Here is a 23,405-nt window from a genome sequence, read left to right on the forward strand (position 1 = left end):
AGATACTTCTTCTGTGAGTTCAATGACCTAGGGCGGAAGTAACCGGGGCCAAAGTTGGATGCCGATCCACACGCACGGTTCTTGCCGCGTTTTCGCGGATCGATGGCAACGGCTGATTTCAGCCGGTCTTAACGCTTTAGCTGCTGTTCCAGCAGGTCGCGCAGATCGCCGATATCGGCGGCAATCCGGTTTTCACCGCGGCTTTCAGCGCCATGGAAAATACCGTCGAGATGCAGCCCGACGATACGGGCGAGCTTGATTGTATCGACCGCAGCATAACGACCGCTGTCGATGCCGGCTTGCAGGGTGCTGATGATCAGTTCGGACTCGAAGCGATAGAAGCTCTGCACCACGGCGTCGAGTTGCGGGTCTTTCTTGGTCTGCGCCGCATAGTCGGCCATCAGCTTGACCATGCGCGTCATCATCGTCGGCGCCATCAGGGCATGGGTTTCGAACCATATGCCGATCTCGCCGAGGAAATCATCGCTAGGCTGCGCGCGGCGCATTTCGAAATCGGAGATGATTTGACCGATCGCCTGGGCAAGCACGCTCTGGATCAGGTGATCCTTGCTTTTGAAGTAGTGGTAGAGCAGGGCGACATTGACGTCGCAAGCAACCGCGATGTCGCGCATGGTGACGATGCTGAAATGCGAAGTGCCGAACAGGCCGAGTGCCGCGTCGAGGATCAGCTCGGCACGTTTTGCCGGGTCCAGTCTTTGCCGCGCAACTTTGGCCTCCATTCCCTGATTTCCTTCTGCGGATCAACCGCCGCCGGGCTTTAGTGCCGGTGCTGTTTCCCTATCGACCGAATGCGATGCGCGCTCAGGGCAGAATTGCTGGTCAGCGAATGTGCATTGCAGCAAAATCTTAGCCCAAAAAGCAAACATCAATCTAAGCTTCTGATTTTCTTTGCCTAATATTTGATCTTTATCATTTTTGCGCTTGCGAGCTTATTAAACACTTGCTTAGTTATTGGCAATCCTCAGAAAGAAAAGTCCTGGAGACAAGCCGATGAAACGTATTTTTCGTGCCTTCGCTCAGTCCGCCCTCCTGCTTCTGATCGTATGTGTGACGCTGTCCACATCCGCGTTTGCGGCGCCCAAGACCACATTTAAGGTCGGCTATTCCATCTATGTCGGCTTCATGCCGATGGGCTACATGAAGGAAAGCGGCATCCTCAAAAAATGGGCCGACAAATACGGCATCGAGATCGAGATGATGGCGGTCAACGACTATGTCGGCTCGATCAACCAGTTCATTTCCGGCGACCTGGACGCGGTCGGCGTCGCTGGCATGGATGCACTGACCATGCCGGCGGCAGGCGGGGTGGACACCTCGATTTTCCTGATCACCGACTATTCCAACGGCAACGACGTGCTGATGTCCAAATCGGCCGCCTCGGTCGCCGATCTCAAGGGCAAGGACGTCTATCTCGTCGAATACAGCGTCTCGCACTACCTTCTCAACCGCGCGCTTGTGATGAACGGCTTGAGCGGTGTGGGTGAGGTCAAGACCGTCAACATCTCCGACGCAGACATTGCCGCCGCCTATCTGTCGAATACCGATATCCAGAATGCCGCGGCCTGGAAGCCGATGACGGCCGACATGATATCAGGCTCACCGGAAACGAAGGTGTTGTTCGACAGCTCGCAGATCCCTGGCGAGATCATGGACGTGTTCATCGGCAATACGGACGTGTTGAAGGACAACCCGGCCTTCGGCAAGGCGCTGACCGGCGCCTGGTATGAAGCGCTCGCCGCCATCAAGGCCGGGGGCGATACGGCAAAGCCCGTCAACGAATACATGGCAAGCGCGCTCGGAACCGATCAGGCCGGCCTGAAGACCCAGATCGATACGACCTTCTTCTTCTATACCCCGGCGGAAGCCAATGCGTTCCTGACGGACGCCAAGACCGGCACGATCATGGACGATGTTCGCAAATTCTCATTCGATCGTGGCTTGTTCGGCCAGGGGGCGACCTCCGTCGATGCTATCGGCATCCAACTCGCCGACGGCACCGTGCTGGGCGATCCCGCCAATGTGAAACTGCGCATCGACGCCTCCTACGCCAAACTCGGCGCAGAAGGCGGGCTCTGAACGAGAACAGAAGGGAAGGGGGACGGTTTCATGAAACGCATCATCAACTACCCTCCTTCCCGCGGCCAGCGCCTCTTCCTTGGCATCCTGCCATTCATTCTCATCCTGCTCGCCTATGTGCTGGCCTCCGAGGCGCGGCTTGCGGTCAATCCGACCGACAAGCTGATGCCGGCGCTTTCTTCCTTTGTCTCCGCCATGAACCGGATGATGTTCGAGCAGGACCGAGCCAGTGGCGCGCTGCTCTTCTGGTTCGACACCTATCTCAGCCTCTGGCGTCTGTTCGTCGGCCTGGGGATCTCGGCTCTGCTCGGACTCGTGCTCGGTGCCCCGATCGGCTTCATCCCGCAACTGCGCGCCGCCTTCGATCCGGTGCTGGCAGCGATCTCGCTCGTGCCACCGCTCGCCATGTTGCCGATCCTTTTCATCCTCTTTGGCTTGGGGGAAGTCTCCAAGATCGTGCTGATCGTCTTTGGAGTGGCACCCTTCCTGATGCGCGATGTGGTGCTGAGGGTCGAGGCGCTGCCGCGCGAGCAGATCATCAAGGCCCAGACGCTCGGCGGCTCTTCCTGGCACATGCTGATCCATGTCGTGTTGCCGCAGATCCTGCCGGGCCTGATCAATGCCGTGCGCCTGTCGCTCGGCGCCACCTGGCTTTTCGTCATCGCGGCAGAAGCGATCACGGCGGAAGGCGGGCTCGGCTACCGCATCTTCCTCGTCCGTCGCTATCTCGCGATGGATATCATCCTGCCCTACGTCATCTGGATCACGCTACTTGCCTTCCTCGTTGATCTCGCCTTGCGCCGCCTCTCTGCCTTTCTCTTCCCCTGGTCCGTGTTGAAGGAGGGCTGACATGGTCGAGATCGTCATCGACAAGGTCTGGAAGGAATATGGCGATGCCATCATCCTCGAAAATGTCAGCCTCACGCTGAAGGACCACGAATTCTTGTCCATCGTCGGCCCGAGTGGCGTCGGCAAGACCACACTTTTGCGGCTGCTGCTCAGCCAGGAGGTGCCGACCCGAGGGCAGATCCTGCTCGACGGCCAGCCGATTGCCGGTGAGCCGACCGATGATCGCGGCGTCGTCTTCCAGCGTTATTCGGTGTTTCCGCACAAGACCGTGCTTGGCAATGTCATGCTCGGTCCGCAGTGGCGGGGGTCGGCCTTTCTCGGCACCCTGTTTGGTGCGCGCCGCAAGCTCTTGCGTGATCGGGCCATGGCGCTTCTCGAGCGCGTTGGGCTGAAGGACGCGGCGAGCAAATATCCGCAGCAATTGTCCGGCGGCATGCAGCAGCGGCTCGCCATCGCCCAGGCGCTGATCATGCAGCCCAAGGTTTTGCTGCTCGACGAGCCCTTCGGGGCGCTCGATCCGGTGACGCGCAAGAGCATGCATGTGCTGATCCGCGAATTGTGGAACGAGCGGCAGATGACCATCGTCATGGTCACCCATGACATGGGCGAGGCCTTCGAGCTTGGCACCCGCGTCATCGCCATCGACAAACACCGCAAGGATCCGCATGCGCCGGAGCGTTTTGGCGCCGGCATCATTTCCGATTTCGAGGCCAAACCCCGGATCGTGCGCGACTCGGCCCGCTTCGAGCTGAGCCGCGCGACCGTTACCCCCCTGCACCAATATCGCTGATCAAGAGGAGTTCCCCATGGCGACCAAACCGATGCATCTCGCCTGGTTCATGAATTTCACCCCCGACGAATGGCGCGAGCCCTTCGGTCAGGGCGGGAGCCCGTGGGATGGGCGTTTCTATATCGAGATGGCCCAGACCCTCGAACGCGCCTGCTTCGATTATATCATGATCGAGGACAAGCTGATGGTGCCGCAGACCTATGGCGGCTCGCGCGATATCGCCCTGAAGAACGCGATGATGGTGCCCAAGCATGATCCGGCGCCGCTTGCCACCGCCATGGGCATGGCGACATCCAGGCTCGGCGTCGTTGCCACCATGTCGACCATGGCCTATCCGCCCTTCCTGCTCGCCCGTCTTTGCTCGACGATCGACAGCCTGACCCGTGGTCGCTTCGGCTGGAACATTGTCACCAGTGCCGAGGATCTGGCGGCGAAGAATTTCAACATGGACAAGCTGCCGCTGCGCGAGACGCGCTACGAGATGGCGGACGAATACCTCGAGGTGGTCAACAAGCTATTTGCCAGCTGGGATGCCGACGCCGTTGTGCTGGATCGCGAAAACGGCATTTATGTCGATCCGTCCAAGGTCCGCACAATCGACCATTCCGGCAAGCATTACCAGGTGCGCGGCCCGCTCAATACGGTGCCGTCGCCGCAGCAGAAGCCGCTCTATGTGCAGGCGGGTGCCTCGCCGCGCGGCCGTGACTTTGCCGCCCGCCATGCGGATTCGATCATCTCGGTTGCTTCTGGCGTCAAGGAAATGAAGGCATTCCGAGACGATATCCGTCTGCGGGCGGAAAAGATCGGCCGTGATCCCGACGAGATCAAGGTTCTGTTCTGCATCACGCCGACGCTCGGCGAAACAGAGTTCGAGGCCCGGGAAAAATACAAACGCCAGCTGTCGTCCGAGCATTTCATCATCGACACCCTGTCGTCGCTGTCGGCCATCACAGAGATCGACTTTGCCCAGTTCGAACTCGACCAGCCTCTGCCGGAAAAACTGGTGACCAATGGTGAATCCGGTACGCTCGACAAGTTCCAGCAATGGGGAAGCGGCAAGACGCTGCGTGAACTGGTCGTCGATGGCGGTGGCGGCCTTGTGTCTTCCGTCGAGCTGATCGGCACGCCGGATCAGGTGGCGGAGCGCATGGGCGAGGTGATGGCGGAGGTCGGCGGCGACGGATTCCTGATCACGACGCCGGTATTGCGCGTCAGCCGCCGTTATCTGGCGGAAGTGGCAGACGGCCTCGTGCCGGCGCTGCAGAAGCGCGGCCTTGCCCGCACCAGCTACAAGCACGAATTGTTGCGCGACACATTGCGCGAATTCTGAGCCTCGACGGCGGGCATCCGTGCCCGCCGTCCCCTTCTGCTGCAAGCAGCCCGACACGGAGGAATTCCATGACGATGATGACAAGACCCCATGCCGAACCTTCAGCGATCGGATCCGTTCTAGTGCCGGTGACGCGGGAAACCTATCGCGACGGTATGGCCTCGTTTGCTGCAGCCGTGAATGTCATTGCCTCCGATGGTCCGGCCGGCCTTGCCGGCTTCACCGCGACGGCAGTGACCAGCGTCACCGATGATCCGCCGACTTTGCTGGTCTGCCTCAATCGCAACAGTTCGGCGGCACCCGCCGTGCTGGAAAACAGGGTCGTCTCGGTGAATGCCCTGGCGCCCGGCCATGAAGCGGTGTCGGCGCTATTCGGCGGCAAGACGCCGATGGCCGATCGTTTTGCGGCAGCCCGCTGGACTTGCGGCAAGTCCGGCGCACCCCTGCTCGAGGACGCACTCGTCTCCTTCGACTGCACGGTGACCGAGACAGTTGAAGTTGGCACCCATATCATCCTGATGTGCCAGGTCATCGATGTCTGCGCCAGCGACCGGCAGGAGGCGCTTGTCTATTTCAAGCGCGCCTATCAGGCAGTTTGCCCCTAGGTCATTTCCACTTGCGGCTCCATCCCCGCCGCGGAAAGTTTCGTGCGTTGTATGGACCATGGCATACCGGCATCGAGACAGTCTGCCGCTTCTGCTCGTTTCTTCCGCGTGCGGGACTTCTGACCTGGTTTCCGCCAGGGCATCAGCCAGCATGTGCATCCTGGTGGTCATTCCGCCTCGGCAACGCCCCAGCGCCTGATCCTTGGCACCCCTTTTCCGTATGCCGCCTGCTGATGAGCATGCACGATCGTGCTGGCGATCATCAGATAGCGGTTGTCACGATCGGCCGTCAGCGTCTCGAACTGTTTAGGCCTCGTCAGTAACGTGCAATTTCTTAACGCAGTGCGTCCAGGAAAAGCTCACGAAATGCTTCTGCATCTACCCCGGTCACGATTGTGCAGTTGCGGTTCCGTCCAGCAAGATGTCTATCACTGATAGCGGCGACAACCTGGCCAGCTGCGGGACCGTTATCAGTGCAGATGGATACACGTCCTTCGACTGTAGTGAAAATCTCGGGGCTGAGCATCCAGGCTATAGCGCTGGGGTCATGCAGGCAGGGGTCTTTGGCACCATAGTTGCTAAGAAGATGCGCCGCTTCGTCCGCTGCGGCCGTACCGGTTCCTTGGGCTTTGCAGATCATGTCCTCGGTCACGACGGCCTGTCGGGTCAAGTCGAGGCCAAGCATAGTGATCGGGATGCCGCTATCGAATACGATGGCTGCGGCATGCGGATCGACAGCAAAGTTGAATTCAGCCAGTGGCGTCGTGTTGCCCGGGCAAAAAGCTGCCCCACCCATGATGGTGATTGCACTCACAAATTGCGAAAGTTCAGGGTCTAGGAGCAGGGCGAGTGCGATATTGGTCAATGGACCGGTTGCGCAGATATGAAGCTGTCTTTCCGCTCGCGCAATTCTGGATATCTCGCTTGCGGCATGTCCCGTCGCAGGTTTCATTGTCGGCGGCGGTAGGATACTTCCAGCCAGAAAATCCAAGGGAATTTCAATGGTCATTTAGTGCCTCCCAGTCGCCGTGTTTTCCCTGTAAATCGCCCGATATCAGGGAACTAAAGGCTGAGACGGCTTCGCAGTTAACTGCGCCCAGAACCATTCAATTACTCAATACATCAAATGCTTGGCATGCACTTTGGTCATGCTTGTGCGGGAACGATCGATGTCCTGCGGGTCTCTGGACCAACCTTTTCAATCGCGCTGGTCGAAAACTAGAACAATCTGACAAGCTCCTTCAAAAAGGCGCGGACAGCAGGATTGGTGCGGCGACTTTCGGGCCAGACCGCCGTGATATTGTGGCGCTCCACGGCAAAATCGGAGAGGACGGGGATCAGTTCGCCGCGTTCGACCCGAGGGGCGGCCATGAAGCTCGTGAGCATGCCGATGCCTGCGCCCGCAGCGACCGAGGCGATCACCGCCTCGCTTGCGTCGACGATGATGCCGGAGGACGGCAGGATCTCGATGTCACGGTCGCCTGTATGGAACGGCCAGCGGAAGAGCTGGCCGGTGTTCTGGTAGCGCAGATTGACCGTTTCATGCGCCTCCAGTTCATCGGGATGTTGCGGGCTACCGTGTTTGGCCAGATACGCCGGGGAAGCATAGCAGCAGAGCCGATGGGGCGACAGTCGACGCGACAGAAGGCGCGTGTCCGCAAGGTCGCCGATCCGAACGGCCAGATCGACGCCGTCTTCGATGAGATCCACCATATGATCGCTCAGCCTGAGATCGATCGTCACTTTCGGGTGCAGCTGCCGAAACGGACCAAGTGCTGGCGCGATCACATGAAGCCCGATCGGCAAGGATGTGGCGATCCGCAATGTGCCGGCGGGCTCGGCACGTGCCGACTTTGCCACCTGCTCGATCTCCTCGGCATCCCGCAGCAGCCGCAGCGCCCGCTCATGCAGGTCGCGTCCCTCGGCGGTCAGCGCCAGCGAGCGCGTCGTGCGCATGAAGAGCGAGACACCAAGCCGCTGTTCAAGCCGCTGCACGCTCTTACTGATCGCCGAAGGCGAGACGGAGAGCGCCCGGGCGGCGGCAGTGTAGCTGCCGAGAGAGCCCGCTTTGGCGAACGCGATAAGGCCGGTCAGCCGTTCAAATCCAATTTGTTCCTTCATGGCACTATTAAAGCGAACGCACGCGGCATTATCAACCTAGTTGGTAAGTCCTATCTGCTGTCGACAACAAACGGCGACAGCGAGGTTGAGAATGACGGAGATGATGAAGGCAGTGCAGCTGCAGGAATTTGGTGGCCCCGAGGTCCTGCTCTATCGGGATGCGCCGCGACCGGTCGCGGCGCGTGGCGAGGTCCTTGTCCGCGTGCATGCGGCAGGTCTCAATCCGCCGGATCTCTATCTGCGTGACGGCTATCGGGCGCTCCCGCCCGAATGGCGGCCTGATCCAAGCTTTCCCCTGATCCCGGGCACAGATGTTTCTGGTGTCGTGGCCGCGCTCGGCACGGGCGCAGCGGGTTTCCGTGTCGGTGACGCGGTCTATGCGATGGTGCGCTTTCCGCAGGATCTGATGAAAGGCAGCAGCGCCTATGCCGACTATGTCAGCGTCCCCGCATCGGATCTGGCCCTGAAGCCGCAAGGGATCGACCACGTCCAGGCAGCGGGCGCACCCATGTCGTTGCTGACGGCCTGGCAGTTTCTGGTCGATCTTGGCCATGACGAGAGGAACCCTTTTCAGCCGTTTCCCCATGCACCGGTCCCGCTTGAAGGCAGGACGGTGCTGGTCAATGGAGCCGGAGGGGGCGTCGGCCACCTGGCAGTTCAGGTCGCGAAGTGGAAAGGCGCGCGTGTGATCGCTGTTGCTTCCGGACGGCACGAGGCGCTTCTGCGCGATCTGGGCGCGGATCAGTTCATCGACTACGGCAGGGCGGCGGCCGAAGAGGTCGTGCAGGATATGGACCTCGTGATCGATGCCGTCGGCGGCACCAACATGGAGCGCTTCTTGAGCATCATCAAGCCGGGCGGAGCGCTGTTTCTGGTCAACCCCCTGGGCTTTGTCGCTCACGATGACGCTGCCGGGCGCGGGATTGTGGTGTCCTCGACACAGGTTCGATCGAACGGCCGGCAACTGGCAGAGGCCGGTCGATTGCTCGACAATGGCACCCTTCGCATTGCGATCGACAGCACCTTTCCGCTGGCGCAAGCGTCGGCGGCCCATGAGCGCGCCTCCCGGGGCGGAGTTCAGGGCAAGGTGGTTCTCATCGCAGAATGATCATCCGGGTCCCGGTCAACATCAAGTCGGTGGCCGGGCCAAACCCAAACCCGAACCCAGGATGGAACCACCATGCTCATCGTAACCGGATACGTGCACGTCGATCCCACCGATCTTCCGCAATTTCTCATCGATCTTCAGGGGCTTGCGGTCGCCACGCGGCAGCGTCCCGGAAATATTTCCTACGACGCTGCAGTGGCCGACCCGCAGACCGGGCGCCTGCTCATTGCGGAACGGTGGTCGGATCAATCGGCGCTCCGTGCTCATCTTGACGCCGACGCTACCCGGGCCTTCATCGATCGATGGCACGGTCGCATGCGCGGCGATATTCAGATGTATGACGCGGGAAACCAACGCAAACTGCCGGAGAATTAGGGCAAGCCTCTGTTGACTGAGGATGGCCAAAGCATCGATACTCTCAACCGTATCCGGGACCCGAGAGCGGTAGCTTCTGTTTTCGAAACCGGAATTGGCCATTGGACCACTCCCGGTCGATGCCCGGGAGCATTGCTGCTGGACCACCGAGCCGCGTTCCCCGGCATCGGTACTGGCATGGATTGGTCACAGCGATTTTGACGCAAGGCCAGCAAACAGAAAGATCGAACAAGTACAGATGGCCCGCAAGCACAGACAGGAATTGGTTGCAGAGGACGAGACGCCGGAGCCGGTGTTTTGCCCGATCTGCGAGCGCGTGATCCCGGATGATCAGATGGACAAGCACCATCTCGTCCCGAAGAGCAAGGGCGGCAAGACGACCGTTCGCCTGCATCGTGTATGCCACGATCAGATCCATGCGATATTCACCGATTCTCAACTCGCCAAGACGTTCTGCACGATCGAGGCGATCCTTGAGGACCCTGCCGTGCAGAAATTTGTCGCCTGGGTGAAAAGCAAGCCTCCGGGTTTTTCCGACTCGGCCAAGGAATCGCGACATACATCGGGCTCGGGCCGAGGGCGCAAATACTAGCCGTGCAATGCTTCGGGGCAGGGCCGCCAGCAGCAGGCCCATGACCCTGGCGTCGTCCGGCATCAGAGGCCGATGACAGTCGACGTTCCTCGATCGATCCCTTTAAGCATCCTTCAAGCAGAGACTGCTATGCTGGGCGCATGAGAATAAGCACCATCACAAACTGGGCCTACGGCATTACGGTCGTTCTGACGGCTCTGTCGGGTACGGCCTTCATCATGTCGTCGTCTGCGGCGATTGACGAACGTGCCGCTGTCGAGGAGCATCTGGTGCTGGACAGCCTGGCGGAGGAACTGGCCCTGGGCGCGGAGGTGAGAACCGACGAGGCGAGGCTGTATGTAATGCGCGGCGAAGAGCGCAACCTGCAGGCGTTTCACGCCGAGGAAAAATCGGAACGGCGACGGGAAGCCGCAGCGCTCAAGCTGGTATCGCAGGGGTTGAAGCCGGCCGAGGCCGAAGCGCTGGAAAAGATCGACAAGGTCGTGGAGGAACTGGCCAAGATCGAGACCGCCGCGGTCGAGACCTTTCAGAACGGCGACAGGGGTGACGCGCAACGCCTGGTGTTCGGGCCGGATCATGCAAGACTCCACGAAACATTGCTCGCAGAGGTTTTCCATTTTCGCGACCTGATCGCCGCGCGGACCCAAGCGCAATTGGAAACATCACGATCGCGCAGCGACGTCTGGAGCTTCCTCGCCAAGATCATGCTCGCCGTGACCGCCGCGCTTTTCCTGGCGTGTTGTATTTCGTCCTGCGGCGGCGTGTGACGATGCCCTTGATGCGCATGGTCGGCGTGGTCGGCAGACTGGCAAGGCAGGACTACACCGTCGAAATCCCCGTCGACCGGCGGCGGGACGAGATTGGTGACATGAACGATGCCATCGAGATCTTTCGCATCAATGGCATCGAGCGGGAGCGTCTTGATGCCGAGCGCAGGGCGGACCAGGACACGAAGGACCTGATCCTTCAGATGATGCATCGCCTGCAGGCCTGCCAGAACCAGGTTGAGCTCGCCGATGTCGTTGCCCGCTATGCGCCGCAGATCTTCCCCGGCATCGCGGGTGGGCTCTACTTCCTCGACGAGATGAGGGCGACGCTCGCGCGCGCGGCGGCATGGCTGGAGCCTGTTGATGCGTCCGAGACATTTCCGGCCTCCGCCTGCTGGGGGCTGCGCAGGGTCCGCCCGCATGCCAGCGGTTCGGGCGAGAGTGATGTGCCGTGCCAGCATCTGCACGGCGGCAATGCGGCAACGCTCTGCGTCCCGCTGACAGCCCAGGGCGAGATGATCGGCCTTTTGTACCTGGAGGGGGACGGCGCGGAGTGGTCCGGCGTAAACCGGTCACGTCTGTATCTGGAACTGATTGCCGAAAACGTCGGCCTGGCCATCGCAAACCTTCAATTGCGCGACAAGCTGATCGCATTGTCCGTCCGGGATCCTCTCACCGGTTTGTTCAATCGCCGGTTCCTTGACGAGACCCTGGCGCAGGCTGCGGCATCGAACGAGATGCTTGCCTGCCTGATGATCGACATCGACTTCTTCAAGCGGTTCAACGACGAATTTGGACATGATGCCGGCGACGTGGTCATGCAGTATGTCGGGCAGATCCTTCGCGACACGATCGAACCCGATGGCCGTGCGTTCCGGTTTGGCGGGGAGGAGTTCACAATTCTGCTTCCCGGCCGCACGGAAGACGAAGCGATTGCCGTCGCGGAAAACGTGCGACAGAAGGTCAGTAGCGCCGCACTCTCGCATGCGGGCAAGATGCTGGGCATCGTCACCGTGTCGCTGGGCGTGGCAGGATCTCCCAATGAAGGCTCGACAGGAACGCTGATCACGCGGGCCGATGCGGCGCTGCTCCAGGCGAAAGCCGAGGGTCGCAACAAAACCCTCGCATCGAGCAGGATCGCCGCGGCATAGGGGTCTGCTGCGTTTTCCGGTGTCGCATGCAGAAAGTGGCTTTTCGCGGTCTGCGCGATGCCGGCCGGGCGAGGCACCACAGTGATCGCGAAAGGTCCGAACGAGCGCCCCAGCGTGGATGAAAACGCGCGTGCAGCGACGCCGACGAAGCCCGCTTCCCCGCGCTAGCCAGCGTCGCCCAACTTGGCCGAAGCGGCGAATGCCGCTGTCAGGCCGCGGGCGATCGACGCTTCGAAGCCCGCCACGCGCATGGCTTCGATCGCTGCTGCCGTGGTGCCCTGATATGCGAGGAATGTTTTCAGCGTTTCGGACGGACAGGCGTCCCGCTTCTCCAGCAGGCGCCCGGCGCCGACGATCACGGCATTGACGCAACGTCGGGCGATTTCGGCCGGAATGCCGTGCGAAACAGCGTCCTGCATCATGGCATCGGCAAGGAGCGCCGGGAACGCGGGACCGGCGCCGGAAAGTCCGGTGAAATAGTCGATATCACTCTCACATGTCAGCTCGTCCTGAAGGCCGCAGGCGCCGAACAGGGTGCGGACAATGGCGCGGTCTGCTTCACTGACCGTCGCGGTCGGAACCCAGGGCGTGTAGGATCGGCCGACTTCGGCGGCTGCATTGGGGAGAGAGCGGACCACGCGATCAGTCTGATGATGATCACGCAGCACGCCCAGCGGGATGCCGGCCATGACCGAAATGAGAAGCTTGCCTTTCGCATTGACCTTGAGGGTGCGCCAGTCGCCCGGCCGGACGCAGACAAGGATAACATCCGAACGGTCTGCGAGGGTCTGATTGTCGTCTGTCCAGAACGCTTCCCGGAAACGCTCAGGCTTCATGCTGCGAAAGGAGAGTGCGAGGTTTTGAGGGTGCACAATCCCGGCATCGAGCGCCGCACCGACAAGGGCGCCGCCGAGCCAGCCAGCGGCGCCGATCACGCCGATGCGCAAGTCCTTGCCACCGTCCACCTCGTCCTACTCCCCTTTGTAGCCGTGCCGCGCATAAAAGCGATCGAGTTCCCTTTGTTGCGGGTTTTGGCCGGTATAGATCGCGATATATTCGGGAATTCGCTTCATGCGCAGCGCGACGTCCTCGGTGGACTGCATCGAGATGTAACCGATCTGTACGAGATAGGTCGTCCTGGCCCGAACATCGGCTGCGGCCTCGTCATAGCCAAACCGGACAAACATCCGGCCCAGGGCTTCCATCCTCGCCTTGTCGGCAAGCTCAACCTCCACCTTGATCTCGGCTGATTGGAGCGCCCAGCTGCGAATGGCGAATTCGAGCTGGGAATCGAAGAGATCCTTGTTCAGCCAGCAGTCGAAGACATTCAACATCGCCTCCGCCAGTGACTCGGCGTAAGCCTCGGACTGCTTCACGAGATTGCCGGTATTTTTGTCCCTCCAGCGCGCGACCAGCGTGTCCAGCAGTTCTTCTCTGTCCTTGAAAAACCAGTAGAAACTCGTCCGCGAAAGGCCGAGCCGCTTGGCAAGCGGCAGGATCTTCACCGAATCGACACCGGACAGAAGCAGCAGTTCATGGGCGGCTTCGAGCCAGCCCTCCTGGGATCCACGCCAACCGCTGTCACTTGCTCCCTGTTCCATGCCGAACTCCTAACAAAATTGACGCGGCAACTCAAGCAAAAGGTACATCTATGTCGAGTTATAGTACGACAGTGTTTTTAAAGTTGACACATATGTACATTCACCCTTAGCCTGTGGCGTGAAGCCATAAACAGGAGCCCTTCGCATGTCGAACGATCCCCTCCTTCAGCCCTATCAACTGAAGCATCTGACCCTTCGAAACCGCATCATCGTCACGTCGCATGAGCCGGCTTACCCCGAAGATGGCATGCCGAAGGAGCGCTACCGCGCCTACACGGTCGAACGGGCAAAGGGCGGCGTGGCATTGACCATGACGGCAGGCTCTGCCGCGGTGTCTAAGGACAGTCCGCCCGTCTTCAACAATCTGCTCGCCTATAAGGACGAGATCGTTCCCTGGATTAAGGAAATGACCGACGCCGTGCACGAAGAGGGCGCGGCGATCATGATCCAGTTGACCCATCTGGGCCGGCGTACACGCTGGGACAAGGGTGATTGGCTGCCGGTCGTCGCACCCTCGCATCAACGCGAAGCATCACACCGCGCCTTTCCCAAGAAGCTGGAAGATTGGGACATCGAGCGCATCATCAAGGATTTTGCCGATGCCGCCGAGCGCATGAAGGCCGGCGGCATGGACGGCGTCGAGCTGGAAGCCTACGGCCACCTGATCGACCAGTTCACCTCGCCACTCACCAACGAGCTCGACGGCCCCTACGGCGGTGATCTCGACAACCGCATGCGCTTCTGTTTCGACGTGTTCAAGGCGATGCGGCAGCGGGTCGGCGACGATTTCATCCTCGGCGTTCGCTACACGGCCGACGAATGTCTTCCCGGCGGTACGGGGGCCGGCGAGGGCATTGAAATTTCACGGCGCCTGCGCGACAGCGGCCTGATCGACTATCTCAATGTTGTCCGCGGTCACATCGACACGGACCCGGGTCTCACCGACCTCATTCCGATCCAGGGTATGGCCAACGCGCCGCACCTGGATTTTGCCGGGGAGATCCGCGCCGCAACGCAGTTTCCGACGTTTCATGCGGCAAAGATTCCGGACGTGGCCACGGCGCGTTATGCCATTGCCTCCGGCAAGGTCGATATGGTTGGCATGACGCGGGCCCATATGACCGATCCGCATATCGTCCGAAAGATCATCGAGAAGCGCGAGGAAGATATCCGTCCCTGCGTCGGCGCCAATTACTGTCTCGACCGCATTTATCAAGGCGGCATGGCGTTCTGTATTCACAATGCAGCAACCGGTCGCGAGCAGACCATGCCGCATCAGATCGACAAGGCCGACATCGCCAAGAAGGTGGTCATCGTCGGCGCAGGACCGGCCGGTCTGGAAGCCGCCCGCGTCGCGGGCGAGCGCGGCCATGCCGTCGTGGTCTTCGAAGCGGCCAACAATCCGGGCGGCCAGATCCGTCTCACAGCCCAGAGCGAGCGCCGCCGCGAAATGATCAGCATCATCGACTGGCGCATGAGCCAGTGCGAAAAGCTCGGCGTCACCTTTCATTTCAACAGCTGGGCGGATGCCGATATGATCGCGGCGGAAGCGCCGGATGTGGTCATCATTGCCACCGGCGGACTGCCGCATACGGATGTTCTGTCGAAGGGCAACGAGCTTGTCGTCTCCTCCTGGGACATCATCTCAGGCGATGTGAAACCCGGCACCAACGTACTCGTCTTCGATGACGCCGGTGACCATGCCGGTTTGCAGGCGGCGGAGTTTATCGCCAAGACCGGCGCAAAGGTCGAGATCATGACACCCGACCGCTCGTTTGCGCCCGAAGTCATGGCGATGAACCTCGTTCCCTATATGCGCTCGCTGCAGAAGCTCGACGTCACCTTTACCGTGACCTATCGGCTGGTAGAGGCGGAAAAGAGCGGCAACCAGATTGTCGCCCATGTCGGCAGCGACTACGGCGGCGTGGCGAAGCAGCGGACATTTGACCAGATTGTCGTCAATCACGGCACCATTCCGCTGGACGACCTCTATTTCGAACTGAAGCCCGGCTCGAAAAACCTCGGGGAAGTCTCCTACGACGCATTGCTGGCCGGTGCGCCGCAAACCACCGAGCGCAATCCCGCGGGATCCTATCAGCTGTTCCGGATTGGCGACGCGGTCGCCGCCCGCAACACGCATGCGGCAATCTACGACGCCCTGCGCCTCGTCAAGGATATGTGACATGGCTTGAAGCGAAGCCCGTCAGGGCTTCGCTGAACCTCGTGTGCCGGGGAGATCGCGTGAACGGTACAATGACGCGTGGCAGGGATGGTTCTGGCTTTATCGATCGATGACGAGGTCACTCAGCGGTTTGGAGCAACAGGGCAGGAACAGCCCGGCGTCAATCTCACGCTGGCGTATCCCGCCATTGTGGTTCATGTCGACGGTTCCGGAAACCAGTTTTGACTTGCACGTGCCACACACGCCGTTTGAACAGGAGGAGGGGAGTTTCACCCCCGCTTTTTTGGCACAGGACAGCACGGTCTGCTCGCCAGAAACATCGATTTTGCGGCCTTGCTTGGCAAAGTCCACGGCAAACATTCGTGTTGCGGCCTCTTGGGCAACGGGGAGATCGATATCGTCGATGACGGCGGCGTCAAAGCTTTCTTCGATGTAGTTGCACGCAGGAACCCCGAGTTCTGCAACGATTGCGCGCGCCGCCGCCATGAACGGCGCCGGGCCGCAGCACATCACCGTTCGCTCGCTAAGATCGGGCACCGCCAGCTTCATGTAGTCTGGCGAGATGCGTCCGGTGAGACCGGGCCAATGGGCTTCGCCCGCGGTCATCTCTGGCAGGAAGTGCAGACGCAATCCTTTTTCCCGGGTGGCGAGCCGAATAAGATCGTCGCGAAAAATCAGATCCCTGGGGCTTCGTGCCGCATGCATGAATACGACGTCGATTGGCTCGTACGTATCTGCGAGTTCACGCACGATCGACATCACGGGGGTGATGCCTGACCCGCCCGACAGAAGAAGAAGCTTCCTGGCGTCCGGTCGAATGAAATGTCCGAGAGGGCCGTTGCCCTTCACTTCAAAGCCGGCCACGACATTGTCGTGAAACCAGTTGGAAATCTTTCCGCCCGGCACGCGCTTCACGGTGACGGAAAACGCATTGGTGCGCTGGGGCGAGGATGAGATGCTGTAGCAGCGGCTTTCGGGCTCTTGGTCCACCTTGAGGTCGAAGAGAAAATACTGCCCGGCTTTGAAGTCAAATCGTTTGCCGTGCGTCGAAACGAACGTGAAGGTTTTCACGTCATGCGTTTCCGGGTGAACGTCGATGCAAACGAGATCCTCGTCCAGATCCCTGTTCCAGAATTCGGTTTTCTCGATGGGTTTCATTGCCGGAAATGCGCTCTTAGTATCCATGAGCGCGCATCCGATCGATGTACCAGGTGGCGAATTTGTCGAGGTTGGTTTCCGAAAACGGAGAATAGGGTCCCGGAACATAGGCCGGGTCCTCGACGCCGGCATGGGAGCGCGCCACCAAGTCGGCGTCCTGTTCGGTCGTCGCCAGCCAGACGTTCGTCAGTTTCTCAAGATCGTAGTCTACACCCTCGACCGCGTCCTTGTGGACAAGCCACTTGGTGCGCACCAGCGTCTTGTCGGCCGAAAGCGGGATGACGATTGCCACGACCGCATGATCACCCATGAAGTGGTTCCAGCTATTGATACCCCACAGGTGGGTATCGCCGAGATCCTTGCGCGTCATCGTTCCCAGGAGCTTATTCGACGCGGCCGTGGCATCGGGCGTCTGGGATTCGCCCGCGCCGGAAATGATCAGCCGCTGTGTCCTGAAATTGGTCTCGCAGTCAGCAAGCCGTTCGACGGCGGCGGAAGGATAGCCGTCCGCTTCCCACTGGCGGGTCCGCTCCGCATAGAGGGCAAGATGCTCCTCTGCCTGGGCTCTGTCTTCCGGACTGAGGGTCTCGGGGTCAAATCCGAAATCCAGGTCGACGAAAGAAACGCATAGCTCGGGATGGTTCGCCGAACAGTGATAACACTCCCGATTGTTCTCGATCGTCAGCTTCCAGTTGCCGTGCTCGATCACGTCCGATTCAAAAGCGACTTTCGCATTGCGGATATCGTAGGGGGCCAGGCGCTCAGCCGTTGCCTGCGTGAGGTGGGCAATGTCCTCCGGTGGATTGTCGGCGAGGCAGACATAGATCAGGCCGCTGATGGATTTGAAGGCAACCGACTTCAAGCTGCGACATTCCTTGTCGAAGCTCTTGCCCATATGTGGCGCATAGCTCAACTCGCCGCTCAGTTCGTAGGTCCAGGTGTGATAGGGACAGACCAGTTTCGAAACGATTGTCTTGCCGGGATCAAGGAGGCGCGACCCCCTGTGGCGACAGACATTGTGCATGACGCGGATCTCGCCGTCATCGTCGCGCAACAGGATGAGGCTGGTTTTTCCGATGTCGACAACGGCGGCATCCCCAGGCTCGGGCACGTCACATTCCAGACCGATACAGATCCAGTGCTGACGGAAGAACACGTCCATGTCGGCATCGAACACGTCCGAGCGAATATAAAGACCCGCGGGCAGTGCGTGCCCGTCGGCGCGTGCGTCCAGAAGTGACGAGATCGAAGACGCAAACGTGTTCAGCATGAAGATCCCCTTTGCTTTGCAGCGAGAGTGCTCTTGCCATGCAGCCCGTTCAACGGCATTAATTCTTACGTTGGCATAACGAAAAGTTATGGATGAGTTAGGCGAGCATGCAGTTTCGAAGACGACTACCATCGCTGACGGCATTGCTCATGGTGGAAGCTGTTTTGCGCAGGAAGAGCTTCACGGCAGCGGCGGCGGAACTCGGCGTCACACAGGCAGCCGTCAGCAGGCAAATTGCCTTGCTTGAGGCGGAACTGGGCCAGCCGATGTTCCTGCGCAAGCATCGCGCCATTGAACCGACGCCGGCCTGTTTGATCCTCGGCGCATCGCTGGCGCAAAGCTTCGCCAATATCGCCGACACGGTCGACAATATCAAAGCCACCGGTCAGGACGTTGTCACGATCGGGGCAACGGTCGCGTTCTCGTCTTTTTGGCTGCTTCCGCGTCTGGCCGACTTTCGCTCTCAGAACCCGGGTATCCAGGTGCGGGTGGTATCCCAGGACGAAAAGATCGATCTCGACGGCGGCGAGATCAATATCGCCATTCGTTATGGCGTGCCGCCGTTTAACGACGGCACCGTGATCGCTTCGAGAGAGGATTACATCACGCCCGTCTGTTCGCCGGATTACCTCAGGCGAAGGCAGCCCGGACCTCTTTCTCCGTCAGACGAGTTTATCGAAACGCACAGTTCCGATCCCTTGTGGTTTTCCTGGTCGCAGTGGCTGGGGCAAATCGGGGCATCGTTTGCGCACAAGCCGTCGCTGCGGTTCAGCCATTATACCGAAACGATCTTCGCGGCCCGTACCGGCCAAGGTGTAGCGCTGGGCTGGGGCACGCTCGTCCAGACATTTCTTGACGACGGAACCCTGGTCGCCCTTGATGATCAAACGTCCAAGGCCGAAGGGCGATACAATGTTCTTCTGCCCCTCAAGGCACGGAGGACTGTGGCCAGCGACCGGGCAGTTTCCTGGCTTTTGGCCGCGCTGCACGCATAACCGGGTTGCCGCGGCCTCTCGGTGCGCGCCGGCCGCGGGCAACATCCTGCCACTTCGTAAAGATTGCATTCAGCATTTCCCGGTAAAACTCTGTTAGCAATTGGTGTCCGTGTTCCCGGCAGGCCCGGTTTTCGGGGTTGCCGGCCTTGAGTGTTGAGTACCTGTGTCATGCGTTTGAAGCTTGTCTCGTCGATCCTGATCGGCTGCCTTGTCCTTGCCGGATGCCGCTCGTCCGGGCCTGATGACGTCCTGACCATCGGCTCGAGGCCGCTGCCTCAGGCTGCGGCCGTAGCGGCTGTGCCGCAGCAGCAGGGCCCTGTGCCGCTGTCGGATGTCACAGCGTCGATCGTGCCGCCGGCAGCCGTCGAAACCAGTCAACCCCATCAGGATGCGCTCGCCTGGGCCGGGCCGGTCCCCGGTGGTGCCGCCATGGCGACAAGCACGATGACGCCGAGCGGCATGACCGCGGGCATGCCGCTGCCAAACGAGCGGCCGGTTGCCATGCTGGCACCCGTCGTTCCGCCGATCCCGCAGGATCTGCAGGATGCGCCGCGCGCACGAAGTGGCAGCGCCGGGCGGTCCCGTATCTACAGCCACCGCTTCAAGGATGCCAAGCCGATCAATTTCGGCAAGACCAAACCGCGTGACTATCCTGTCCATGGGGTCGACGTGTCGCGCTGGCAGGGCGAGATCGATTGGGCAAAGCTGCGCAGCCAGGGGGCGAACTTCGTCTATATCAAGGCCACCGACGGCGGCGATCACCTCGACCCGATGTTCAAGAAGAACTGGAAGCGCTCTGACGATGCCGGCCTGAAACGCGGCGCCTATCACTTCTTCTACTGGTGCCGCACCGCGGGTGAGCAAGCGGACTGGTTCATCCGCAACGTGCCACGTGATCCCGATGCCCTGCCGCCGGTGATCGACGTCGAATACAATGGTGAATCCAGCTGCAAGCGCCGCCTGTCGCCGGAAACGGTGCGTGAGAAGATGCAGGTCTTCATGGACAAGCTCGAGCGCCACTACGGCCAGCGACCGGTCATCTACACAGCACCGGATTTCTACAAGGACAACCTGCGCAACGCCTTCCTCGATTATCCCTTCTGGCTGCGCGCTGTCGCCCAGCATCCGTCCAAGGTCTATCCGGGCCGCAAGTGGATCTTCTGGCAGTATTCCGGCTCCGGCCTGTCGCATGGGGTCAAGGAAAAGATCGATCTCAACGTCTTCCATGGCAGCGAGGAACTGTGGCACCGCTGGTCGGGCCGCGGCGCAAGTTGAGGCCCCAATGCCGGCCGGCATAGCCGTCGGGTATCGGGCCGTGGTCTGAAGCCGATTGTAGCAATTGCGGCATGGCGATCGCCATGCCGCGGTGTCTGTCGCGCGCCCTTCGTTGCTCCCTATATGCCTCTGCCGGGCTCGACCACGGGCGGGTTGCGGGTCTCGTCGGGATTGGGGTTGGGCCATTCGTCCGGCAAGAGATCCGGCTCCGGTTCCTCAACCGGTACGTCGGGCAACCACCCCGGCGCGGGGCCGGGAACGGGCTTTGCCGGCGGCAGGTCGCCTGGACCGGGCGGCTTCGACATGGCGTTGACACGCATGGTGTTCATCTCATTCTCCTGTGCTTTCCATTGCAAGCCGGACAACGACCGGTGAGACAATGGCGACTGTCGTTTGTTGGCTGGGCCGAACGGGCGACAAAGGGGCAATCCCCAACGGTCGCTTTTGGTTCCCGCCAGTTCCGGCCAGTTCCGATCGGAGGGTCTCGGCAAGACGGGTTGTCCGAGCCGATGATCATCGATGACGACGCGGAGAAGGCGGGCAGACCGCGCAGTATCCACCGATCGTCGCATCCAGTTTTAATATCGAAAAATATGCGCTCAGCGTCGGAACCCTGCGCCACCCTCGCGCGTTTCGGCAGGACATGAGGAGGAGTTTGCCATGGCCCAGGTGTATTGTGATATTGTTCCCCAGGCGAACGGCTGGGTATTCGTGTCCGACGGCATACAGTCGGCCGCCTATCCAAGCTATCGTCTGGCCGTCGAAGCGGCTAAAGCCCATACTGAACGGCAGACCGGCAAGCGTCGGACGTTCATCTTCCGCCAGCAGGATCTGAAGGGCGGTATGCTGGAAATCGGCGCGATGTCTCAGGCTTTTGAACAGCGCGGCACGTCAGCCGGTGTAGGCGGTCGGAAATAGCAGTCTAAGTCTAGATCGTGATGGTATGTGGGTGAGGCAGGGTCAGTCTGGGCGCGATCTACGGAAAACAAAACCACGACAGCTCGCGCTGCCGTGGTTTCGTGCGTGGACGCGGCGCCGGAGGTCACAGCGCTTCGTCGCTCGCAACTTGAACCGTGACTTTGCTGACGCCGGGCACGGAGAGGATGACGTCGACGGCCCGATCGATTTCGGATCTCGATGCGACGTGGCCAGCAAGGACAATTTCCCGCCCCCTGGAAACGACCGTCAACTCGCTGGCATCCAGCCCTTGTGTGATCGCAAGTGCCTTGGCGACCGCGATCTCAAGATTGGCCTCGCTGGGGTGGTCGATTTCGGCGACTGGTATGTCGTCGTGAAAGCGTTGCGGCTTGAACACCATCGTATTGATCCTTCTTGCTTCAACTGGTCTAACGCCGTGCGCGGCTTAAGGTTCGCTCTGTTTCGATTTAAATTGGTCCCCGTGCATCGCCCACGGAGCGGATTGCCGGGTATGGCGGCGGAGAAACTCGGATCATGAAGGTGTTGACCAGATACTTGGCGCGGCTTTTTCCGACGGCAACGATCGGCACCTATCTGGCGATGATGGCGGCGCTTTCGACCTTGCCCCTGCTCGTATTCGTGGTCTTTCTGCTGCTTGAGCTCGAGCGTGGCCAGTTCCAGGCCCTGAAGCGTGAGACGGCGCAGGATGCGCAGACGGTGAGCGGCAATGTCGAGCGCAAGATTTCCGATATGGAGACGACACTCGCCCTCGTCAGCAACTCGGCCGAACTGCAGCAAGGCAATCTGGCCGCCTTTCATCGCCGGGTGGCGGAAAGCCTGAAAGGCAGCTCGCTGTATGTTCTGCTCGTCAGGGCCGACGGCGCACAGCTTCTCAACACGCGGATCGCCTTTGGTTCGGCCCTTCCGAAGATGTCCAACATCGGCTCGCTGCAATCGGCAATGCTGTCGGGAAAAACCGAACTGTCCAGAGTGTTTTATGGTGCAACCAGCAAGCGCTGGGTGGTCAATCTCACCATGCCTCTGCCGCAAGGCGACCCCAGCGGTGCGGCCGCGGTGGTGCTCACCCAGGACGCGGCCAGCCTCGCCAGCCTGCTGTCCCGGGACAACCTGCCTCCAGGCTGGACCACCGGTCTGCTGGACAGCGATGGCAGGGTGATCGTGTCGAGCGGACCCGACAACCGCCCGTCCGGCGAACAGTTCGACCAAAGCGCGCTGGATCTGATGTTTGGCTCCAGCAACAGCGTCATCATCTACCGGGACGGCGTGCAATATCTGCTCGGTTATTCCAAGGTTGCCGACTGGCCCTGGCGCGTTGCGATCTGGGGGCCGGTATCCAGCGTCCAGGGTTCCTTCGTCACCATCTGGAAGAATCTGCTGATCGGCAGCATGGTATTTCTGGCGTTGAGCCTGTGCGTCGTCCTGACAGCGGCGCATCAGTTGCGGTCGTCCATTCGCAAGATCGCCGCCATGGCCGAGCGCATTGGCCATGGCGACATCGTCTCGCCCGAGCGCACCAAGATCGTCGAGGCCAATCAGGTGGCGATAGCGCTGTCCAATGCGTCATTCGACCGAGCCCAGGCCGAGGAGCGCACGCATTTCATCCTCCAGGAACTGGTGCACCGGACGAAGAACATTCTGTCGCTGGTCCAGGCGATGATGCGTCAGCTCGCCCGTGGAACCGACAGCGTCGAAGAGTTCCAGCGTGCGGTCAGCGGACGCCTTGCAGGCCTGGCGCAATCGATCGAGGCCCTGGCCAAGCAGCAATGGGGTGGCATTCACCTGTCGACACTGGTCGAGCTGCAACTCATGACCGTTGTCGGTTCGACTGAGCGCGTCGCGCGCCGCGGACCGGACCTGCTGGCCAATGCCAACGCCGTCCAAAACCTCGGCCTGGTTTTCCATGAGCTCGCCACCAATTCGGTGAAATATGGCGCACTTTCCGTGTTCGAGGGCCGAATTGCGGTCGAATGGACGATCCAGGATGCGCAATCCGAGCAACCGATGCTGGAGGTGACCTGGACGGAGCTGAACGGCCCACGCGTCATCGAACCCAGTCGACGCGGCTTCGGATCGACCGTGGTCGAGCGGCATGCCGCAAGCGCCTTCGGCGGCAAGGTCAGCATGGACTTCAATCCAGAAGGCCTGCGCTGGTCACTGGTGGCGCCGCTCGAGGCGTTTGTCAGCAGTACGAAGACTTGAG

24 protein-coding genes and 1 pseudogene are annotated in these 23,405 nt (G+C 60.5%); 15 read left to right on the top strand and 10 right to left on the bottom strand.

The genetic code is table 11. From position 1 onward, the window contains the following. Positions 1 to 128: 128 nt before the first annotated feature. Entirely contained in the window at positions 129 to 740 is a 612-nt protein-coding gene (locus LQ231_RS05340; RefSeq protein ID WP_230170571.1) for a TetR/AcrR family transcriptional regulator, read from the bottom strand. A 271-nt stretch (positions 741 to 1,011) separates the two neighbouring features. Here LQ231_RS05340 and LQ231_RS05345 point away from each other — a divergent pair, with 271 nt between their 5' ends. The 5 genes from LQ231_RS05345 (at position 1,012) to LQ231_RS05365 (ending at position 5,671) form a co-directional block, all read left to right on the top strand. Further along, entirely contained in the window at positions 1,012 to 2,097 is a 1,086-nt protein-coding gene (locus tag LQ231_RS05345) for a putative urea ABC transporter substrate-binding protein (protein WP_230170572.1), read from the top strand. A gap of 30 nt (positions 2,098 to 2,127) precedes the next feature. Further along, positions 2,128 to 2,946 carry an ABC transporter permease subunit gene (locus LQ231_RS05350; protein WP_230170573.1) on the top strand — a complete coding sequence of 273 codons (819 nt, stop codon included), beginning with the start codon at positions 2,128 to 2,130 and terminating at the stop codon, positions 2,944 to 2,946. 1 nt (position 2,947) lies between these two features. Beyond that, entirely contained in the window at positions 2,948 to 3,736 is a 789-nt protein-coding gene (locus LQ231_RS05355; RefSeq protein WP_230170574.1) for an ABC transporter ATP-binding protein, read from the top strand. 16 nt (positions 3,737 to 3,752) lie between these two features. Further along, positions 3,753 to 5,066, top strand: coding sequence for an NtaA/DmoA family FMN-dependent monooxygenase (locus LQ231_RS05360; RefSeq protein ID WP_113140268.1), 1,314 nt, complete (start codon positions 3,753 to 3,755; stop codon positions 5,064 to 5,066). A 68-nt stretch (positions 5,067 to 5,134) separates the two neighbouring features. After that, on the top strand, positions 5,135 to 5,671 hold the full coding sequence (locus LQ231_RS05365) for a flavin reductase (RefSeq protein ID WP_113140269.1): 537 nt from the start codon (positions 5,135 to 5,137) through the stop codon (positions 5,669 to 5,671). A 138-nt stretch (positions 5,672 to 5,809) separates the two neighbouring features. On the opposite strand, the pseudogene LQ231_RS05370 reads toward LQ231_RS05365, so the two are convergent. From LQ231_RS05370 to LQ231_RS05380, 3 genes and pseudogenes are all read right to left on the bottom strand, one after another. Then, positions 5,810 to 5,979: pseudogene (locus LQ231_RS05370) on the bottom strand (IS5/IS1182 family transposase); the annotation flags it as partial. Positions 5,980 to 6,005: 26 nt separating this feature from the next. Further along, entirely contained in the window at positions 6,006 to 6,680 is a 675-nt protein-coding gene (locus tag LQ231_RS05375) for a nucleoside hydrolase (protein ID WP_230170575.1), read from the bottom strand. A gap of 209 nt (positions 6,681 to 6,889) precedes the next feature. Then, positions 6,890 to 7,792 (bottom strand): LysR family transcriptional regulator, encoded by a 903-nt coding sequence (locus tag LQ231_RS05380; RefSeq protein ID WP_230170576.1) that lies wholly within the window; start codon positions 7,790 to 7,792, stop codon positions 6,890 to 6,892. A 91-nt stretch (positions 7,793 to 7,883) separates the two neighbouring features. Between LQ231_RS05380 and LQ231_RS05385 the strand changes: the two genes are divergently transcribed. From LQ231_RS05385 to LQ231_RS27270, 5 genes are all read left to right on the top strand, one after another. Next, positions 7,884 to 8,900 (top strand): NADP-dependent oxidoreductase, encoded by a 1,017-nt coding sequence (locus LQ231_RS05385; RefSeq protein WP_230170577.1) that lies wholly within the window; start codon positions 7,884 to 7,886, stop codon positions 8,898 to 8,900. A gap of 72 nt (positions 8,901 to 8,972) precedes the next feature. Then, entirely contained in the window at positions 8,973 to 9,275 is a 303-nt protein-coding gene (locus tag LQ231_RS05390; RefSeq protein WP_230170578.1) for a putative quinol monooxygenase, read from the top strand. 238 nt (positions 9,276 to 9,513) lie between these two features. Further along, positions 9,514 to 9,867: an HNH endonuclease signature motif containing protein gene (locus tag LQ231_RS05395; RefSeq protein WP_230170579.1), complete on the top strand. Its 354-nt coding sequence runs from the start codon at positions 9,514 to 9,516 to the stop codon at positions 9,865 to 9,867. 140 nt (positions 9,868 to 10,007) lie between these two features. Then, positions 10,008 to 10,634 carry a hypothetical protein gene (locus LQ231_RS27265; protein WP_356635107.1) on the top strand — a complete coding sequence of 209 codons (627 nt, stop codon included), beginning with the start codon at positions 10,008 to 10,010 and terminating at the stop codon, positions 10,632 to 10,634. 2 nt (positions 10,635 to 10,636) lie between these two features. Further along, on the top strand, positions 10,637 to 11,785 hold the full coding sequence (locus LQ231_RS27270; protein ID WP_356635110.1) for a diguanylate cyclase: 1,149 nt from the start codon (positions 10,637 to 10,639) through the stop codon (positions 11,783 to 11,785). Positions 11,786 to 11,949: 164 nt separating this feature from the next. Here LQ231_RS27270 and LQ231_RS05405 read toward each other — a convergent pair whose 3' ends face one another. Together LQ231_RS05405 and LQ231_RS05410 are read right to left on the bottom strand one after the other, a co-directional pair. After that, positions 11,950 to 12,750: a pyrroline-5-carboxylate reductase dimerization domain-containing protein gene (locus tag LQ231_RS05405; RefSeq protein WP_230170580.1), complete on the bottom strand. Its 801-nt coding sequence runs from the start codon at positions 12,748 to 12,750 to the stop codon at positions 11,950 to 11,952. A gap of 6 nt (positions 12,751 to 12,756) precedes the next feature. Continuing rightward, entirely contained in the window at positions 12,757 to 13,386 is a 630-nt protein-coding gene (locus LQ231_RS05410) for a TetR/AcrR family transcriptional regulator (protein ID WP_113140276.1), read from the bottom strand. Between the two features lie 145 nt (positions 13,387 to 13,531). Here LQ231_RS05410 and LQ231_RS05415 point away from each other — a divergent pair, with 145 nt between their 5' ends. Next, a complete protein-coding gene (locus LQ231_RS05415) occupies positions 13,532 to 15,568 on the top strand; it encodes an NADH:flavin oxidoreductase (RefSeq protein WP_230170581.1) in 2,037 nt (678 codons plus the stop codon). Positions 15,569 to 15,667: 99 nt separating this feature from the next. Here LQ231_RS05415 and LQ231_RS05420 read toward each other — a convergent pair whose 3' ends face one another. Beyond that, positions 15,668 to 16,753 (bottom strand): hybrid-cluster NAD(P)-dependent oxidoreductase, encoded by a 1,086-nt coding sequence (locus LQ231_RS05420; protein ID WP_230170582.1) that lies wholly within the window; start codon positions 16,751 to 16,753, stop codon positions 15,668 to 15,670. Further along, positions 16,743 to 17,996, bottom strand: a complete 1,254-nt coding sequence (locus tag LQ231_RS05425; RefSeq protein WP_113140279.1) for an aromatic ring-hydroxylating dioxygenase subunit alpha — start codon at positions 17,994 to 17,996, stop codon at positions 16,743 to 16,745. The genes LQ231_RS05420 and LQ231_RS05425 overlap by 11 nt, the downstream gene beginning before the upstream one ends. A gap of 107 nt (positions 17,997 to 18,103) precedes the next feature. Here LQ231_RS05425 and LQ231_RS05430 point away from each other — a divergent pair, with 107 nt between their 5' ends. Continuing rightward, complete coding sequence (locus LQ231_RS05430; protein ID WP_113140280.1) at positions 18,104 to 18,991, top strand: LysR substrate-binding domain-containing protein; 888 nt, start codon at positions 18,104 to 18,106, stop codon at positions 18,989 to 18,991. 168 nt (positions 18,992 to 19,159) lie between these two features. Beyond that, positions 19,160 to 20,266, top strand: coding sequence for a GH25 family lysozyme (locus LQ231_RS05435; RefSeq protein WP_230170583.1), 1,107 nt, complete (start codon positions 19,160 to 19,162; stop codon positions 20,264 to 20,266). A 119-nt stretch (positions 20,267 to 20,385) separates the two neighbouring features. Here LQ231_RS05435 and LQ231_RS05440 read toward each other — a convergent pair whose 3' ends face one another. Continuing rightward, the gene (locus tag LQ231_RS05440) at positions 20,386 to 20,571 is read right to left on the bottom strand and encodes a hypothetical protein (RefSeq protein WP_230173248.1); all 186 of its coding nucleotides are present in this window, start codon (positions 20,569 to 20,571) and stop codon (positions 20,386 to 20,388) included. A gap of 355 nt (positions 20,572 to 20,926) precedes the next feature. Here LQ231_RS05440 and LQ231_RS05445 point away from each other — a divergent pair, with 355 nt between their 5' ends. Then, a complete protein-coding gene (locus LQ231_RS05445) occupies positions 20,927 to 21,184 on the top strand; it encodes a hypothetical protein (protein WP_113140282.1) in 258 nt (85 codons plus the stop codon). Between the two features lie 124 nt (positions 21,185 to 21,308). Here LQ231_RS05445 and LQ231_RS05450 read toward each other — a convergent pair whose 3' ends face one another. Next, positions 21,309 to 21,584, bottom strand: a complete 276-nt coding sequence (locus LQ231_RS05450; protein WP_230170584.1) for a BON domain-containing protein — start codon at positions 21,582 to 21,584, stop codon at positions 21,309 to 21,311. A gap of 134 nt (positions 21,585 to 21,718) precedes the next feature. Between LQ231_RS05450 and LQ231_RS05455 the strand changes: the two genes are divergently transcribed. Continuing rightward, positions 21,719 to 23,404: a sensor histidine kinase gene (locus LQ231_RS05455; protein WP_230170585.1), complete on the top strand. Its 1,686-nt coding sequence runs from the start codon at positions 21,719 to 21,721 to the stop codon at positions 23,402 to 23,404. Position 23,405: the final 1 nt, after the last annotated feature.

The sequence above is a fragment of the Rhizobium sp. CECT 9324 genome (assembly GCF_918741265.1).
In the GTDB taxonomy this organism is placed as follows: Bacteria; Pseudomonadota; Alphaproteobacteria; order Rhizobiales; family Rhizobiaceae; genus Allorhizobium.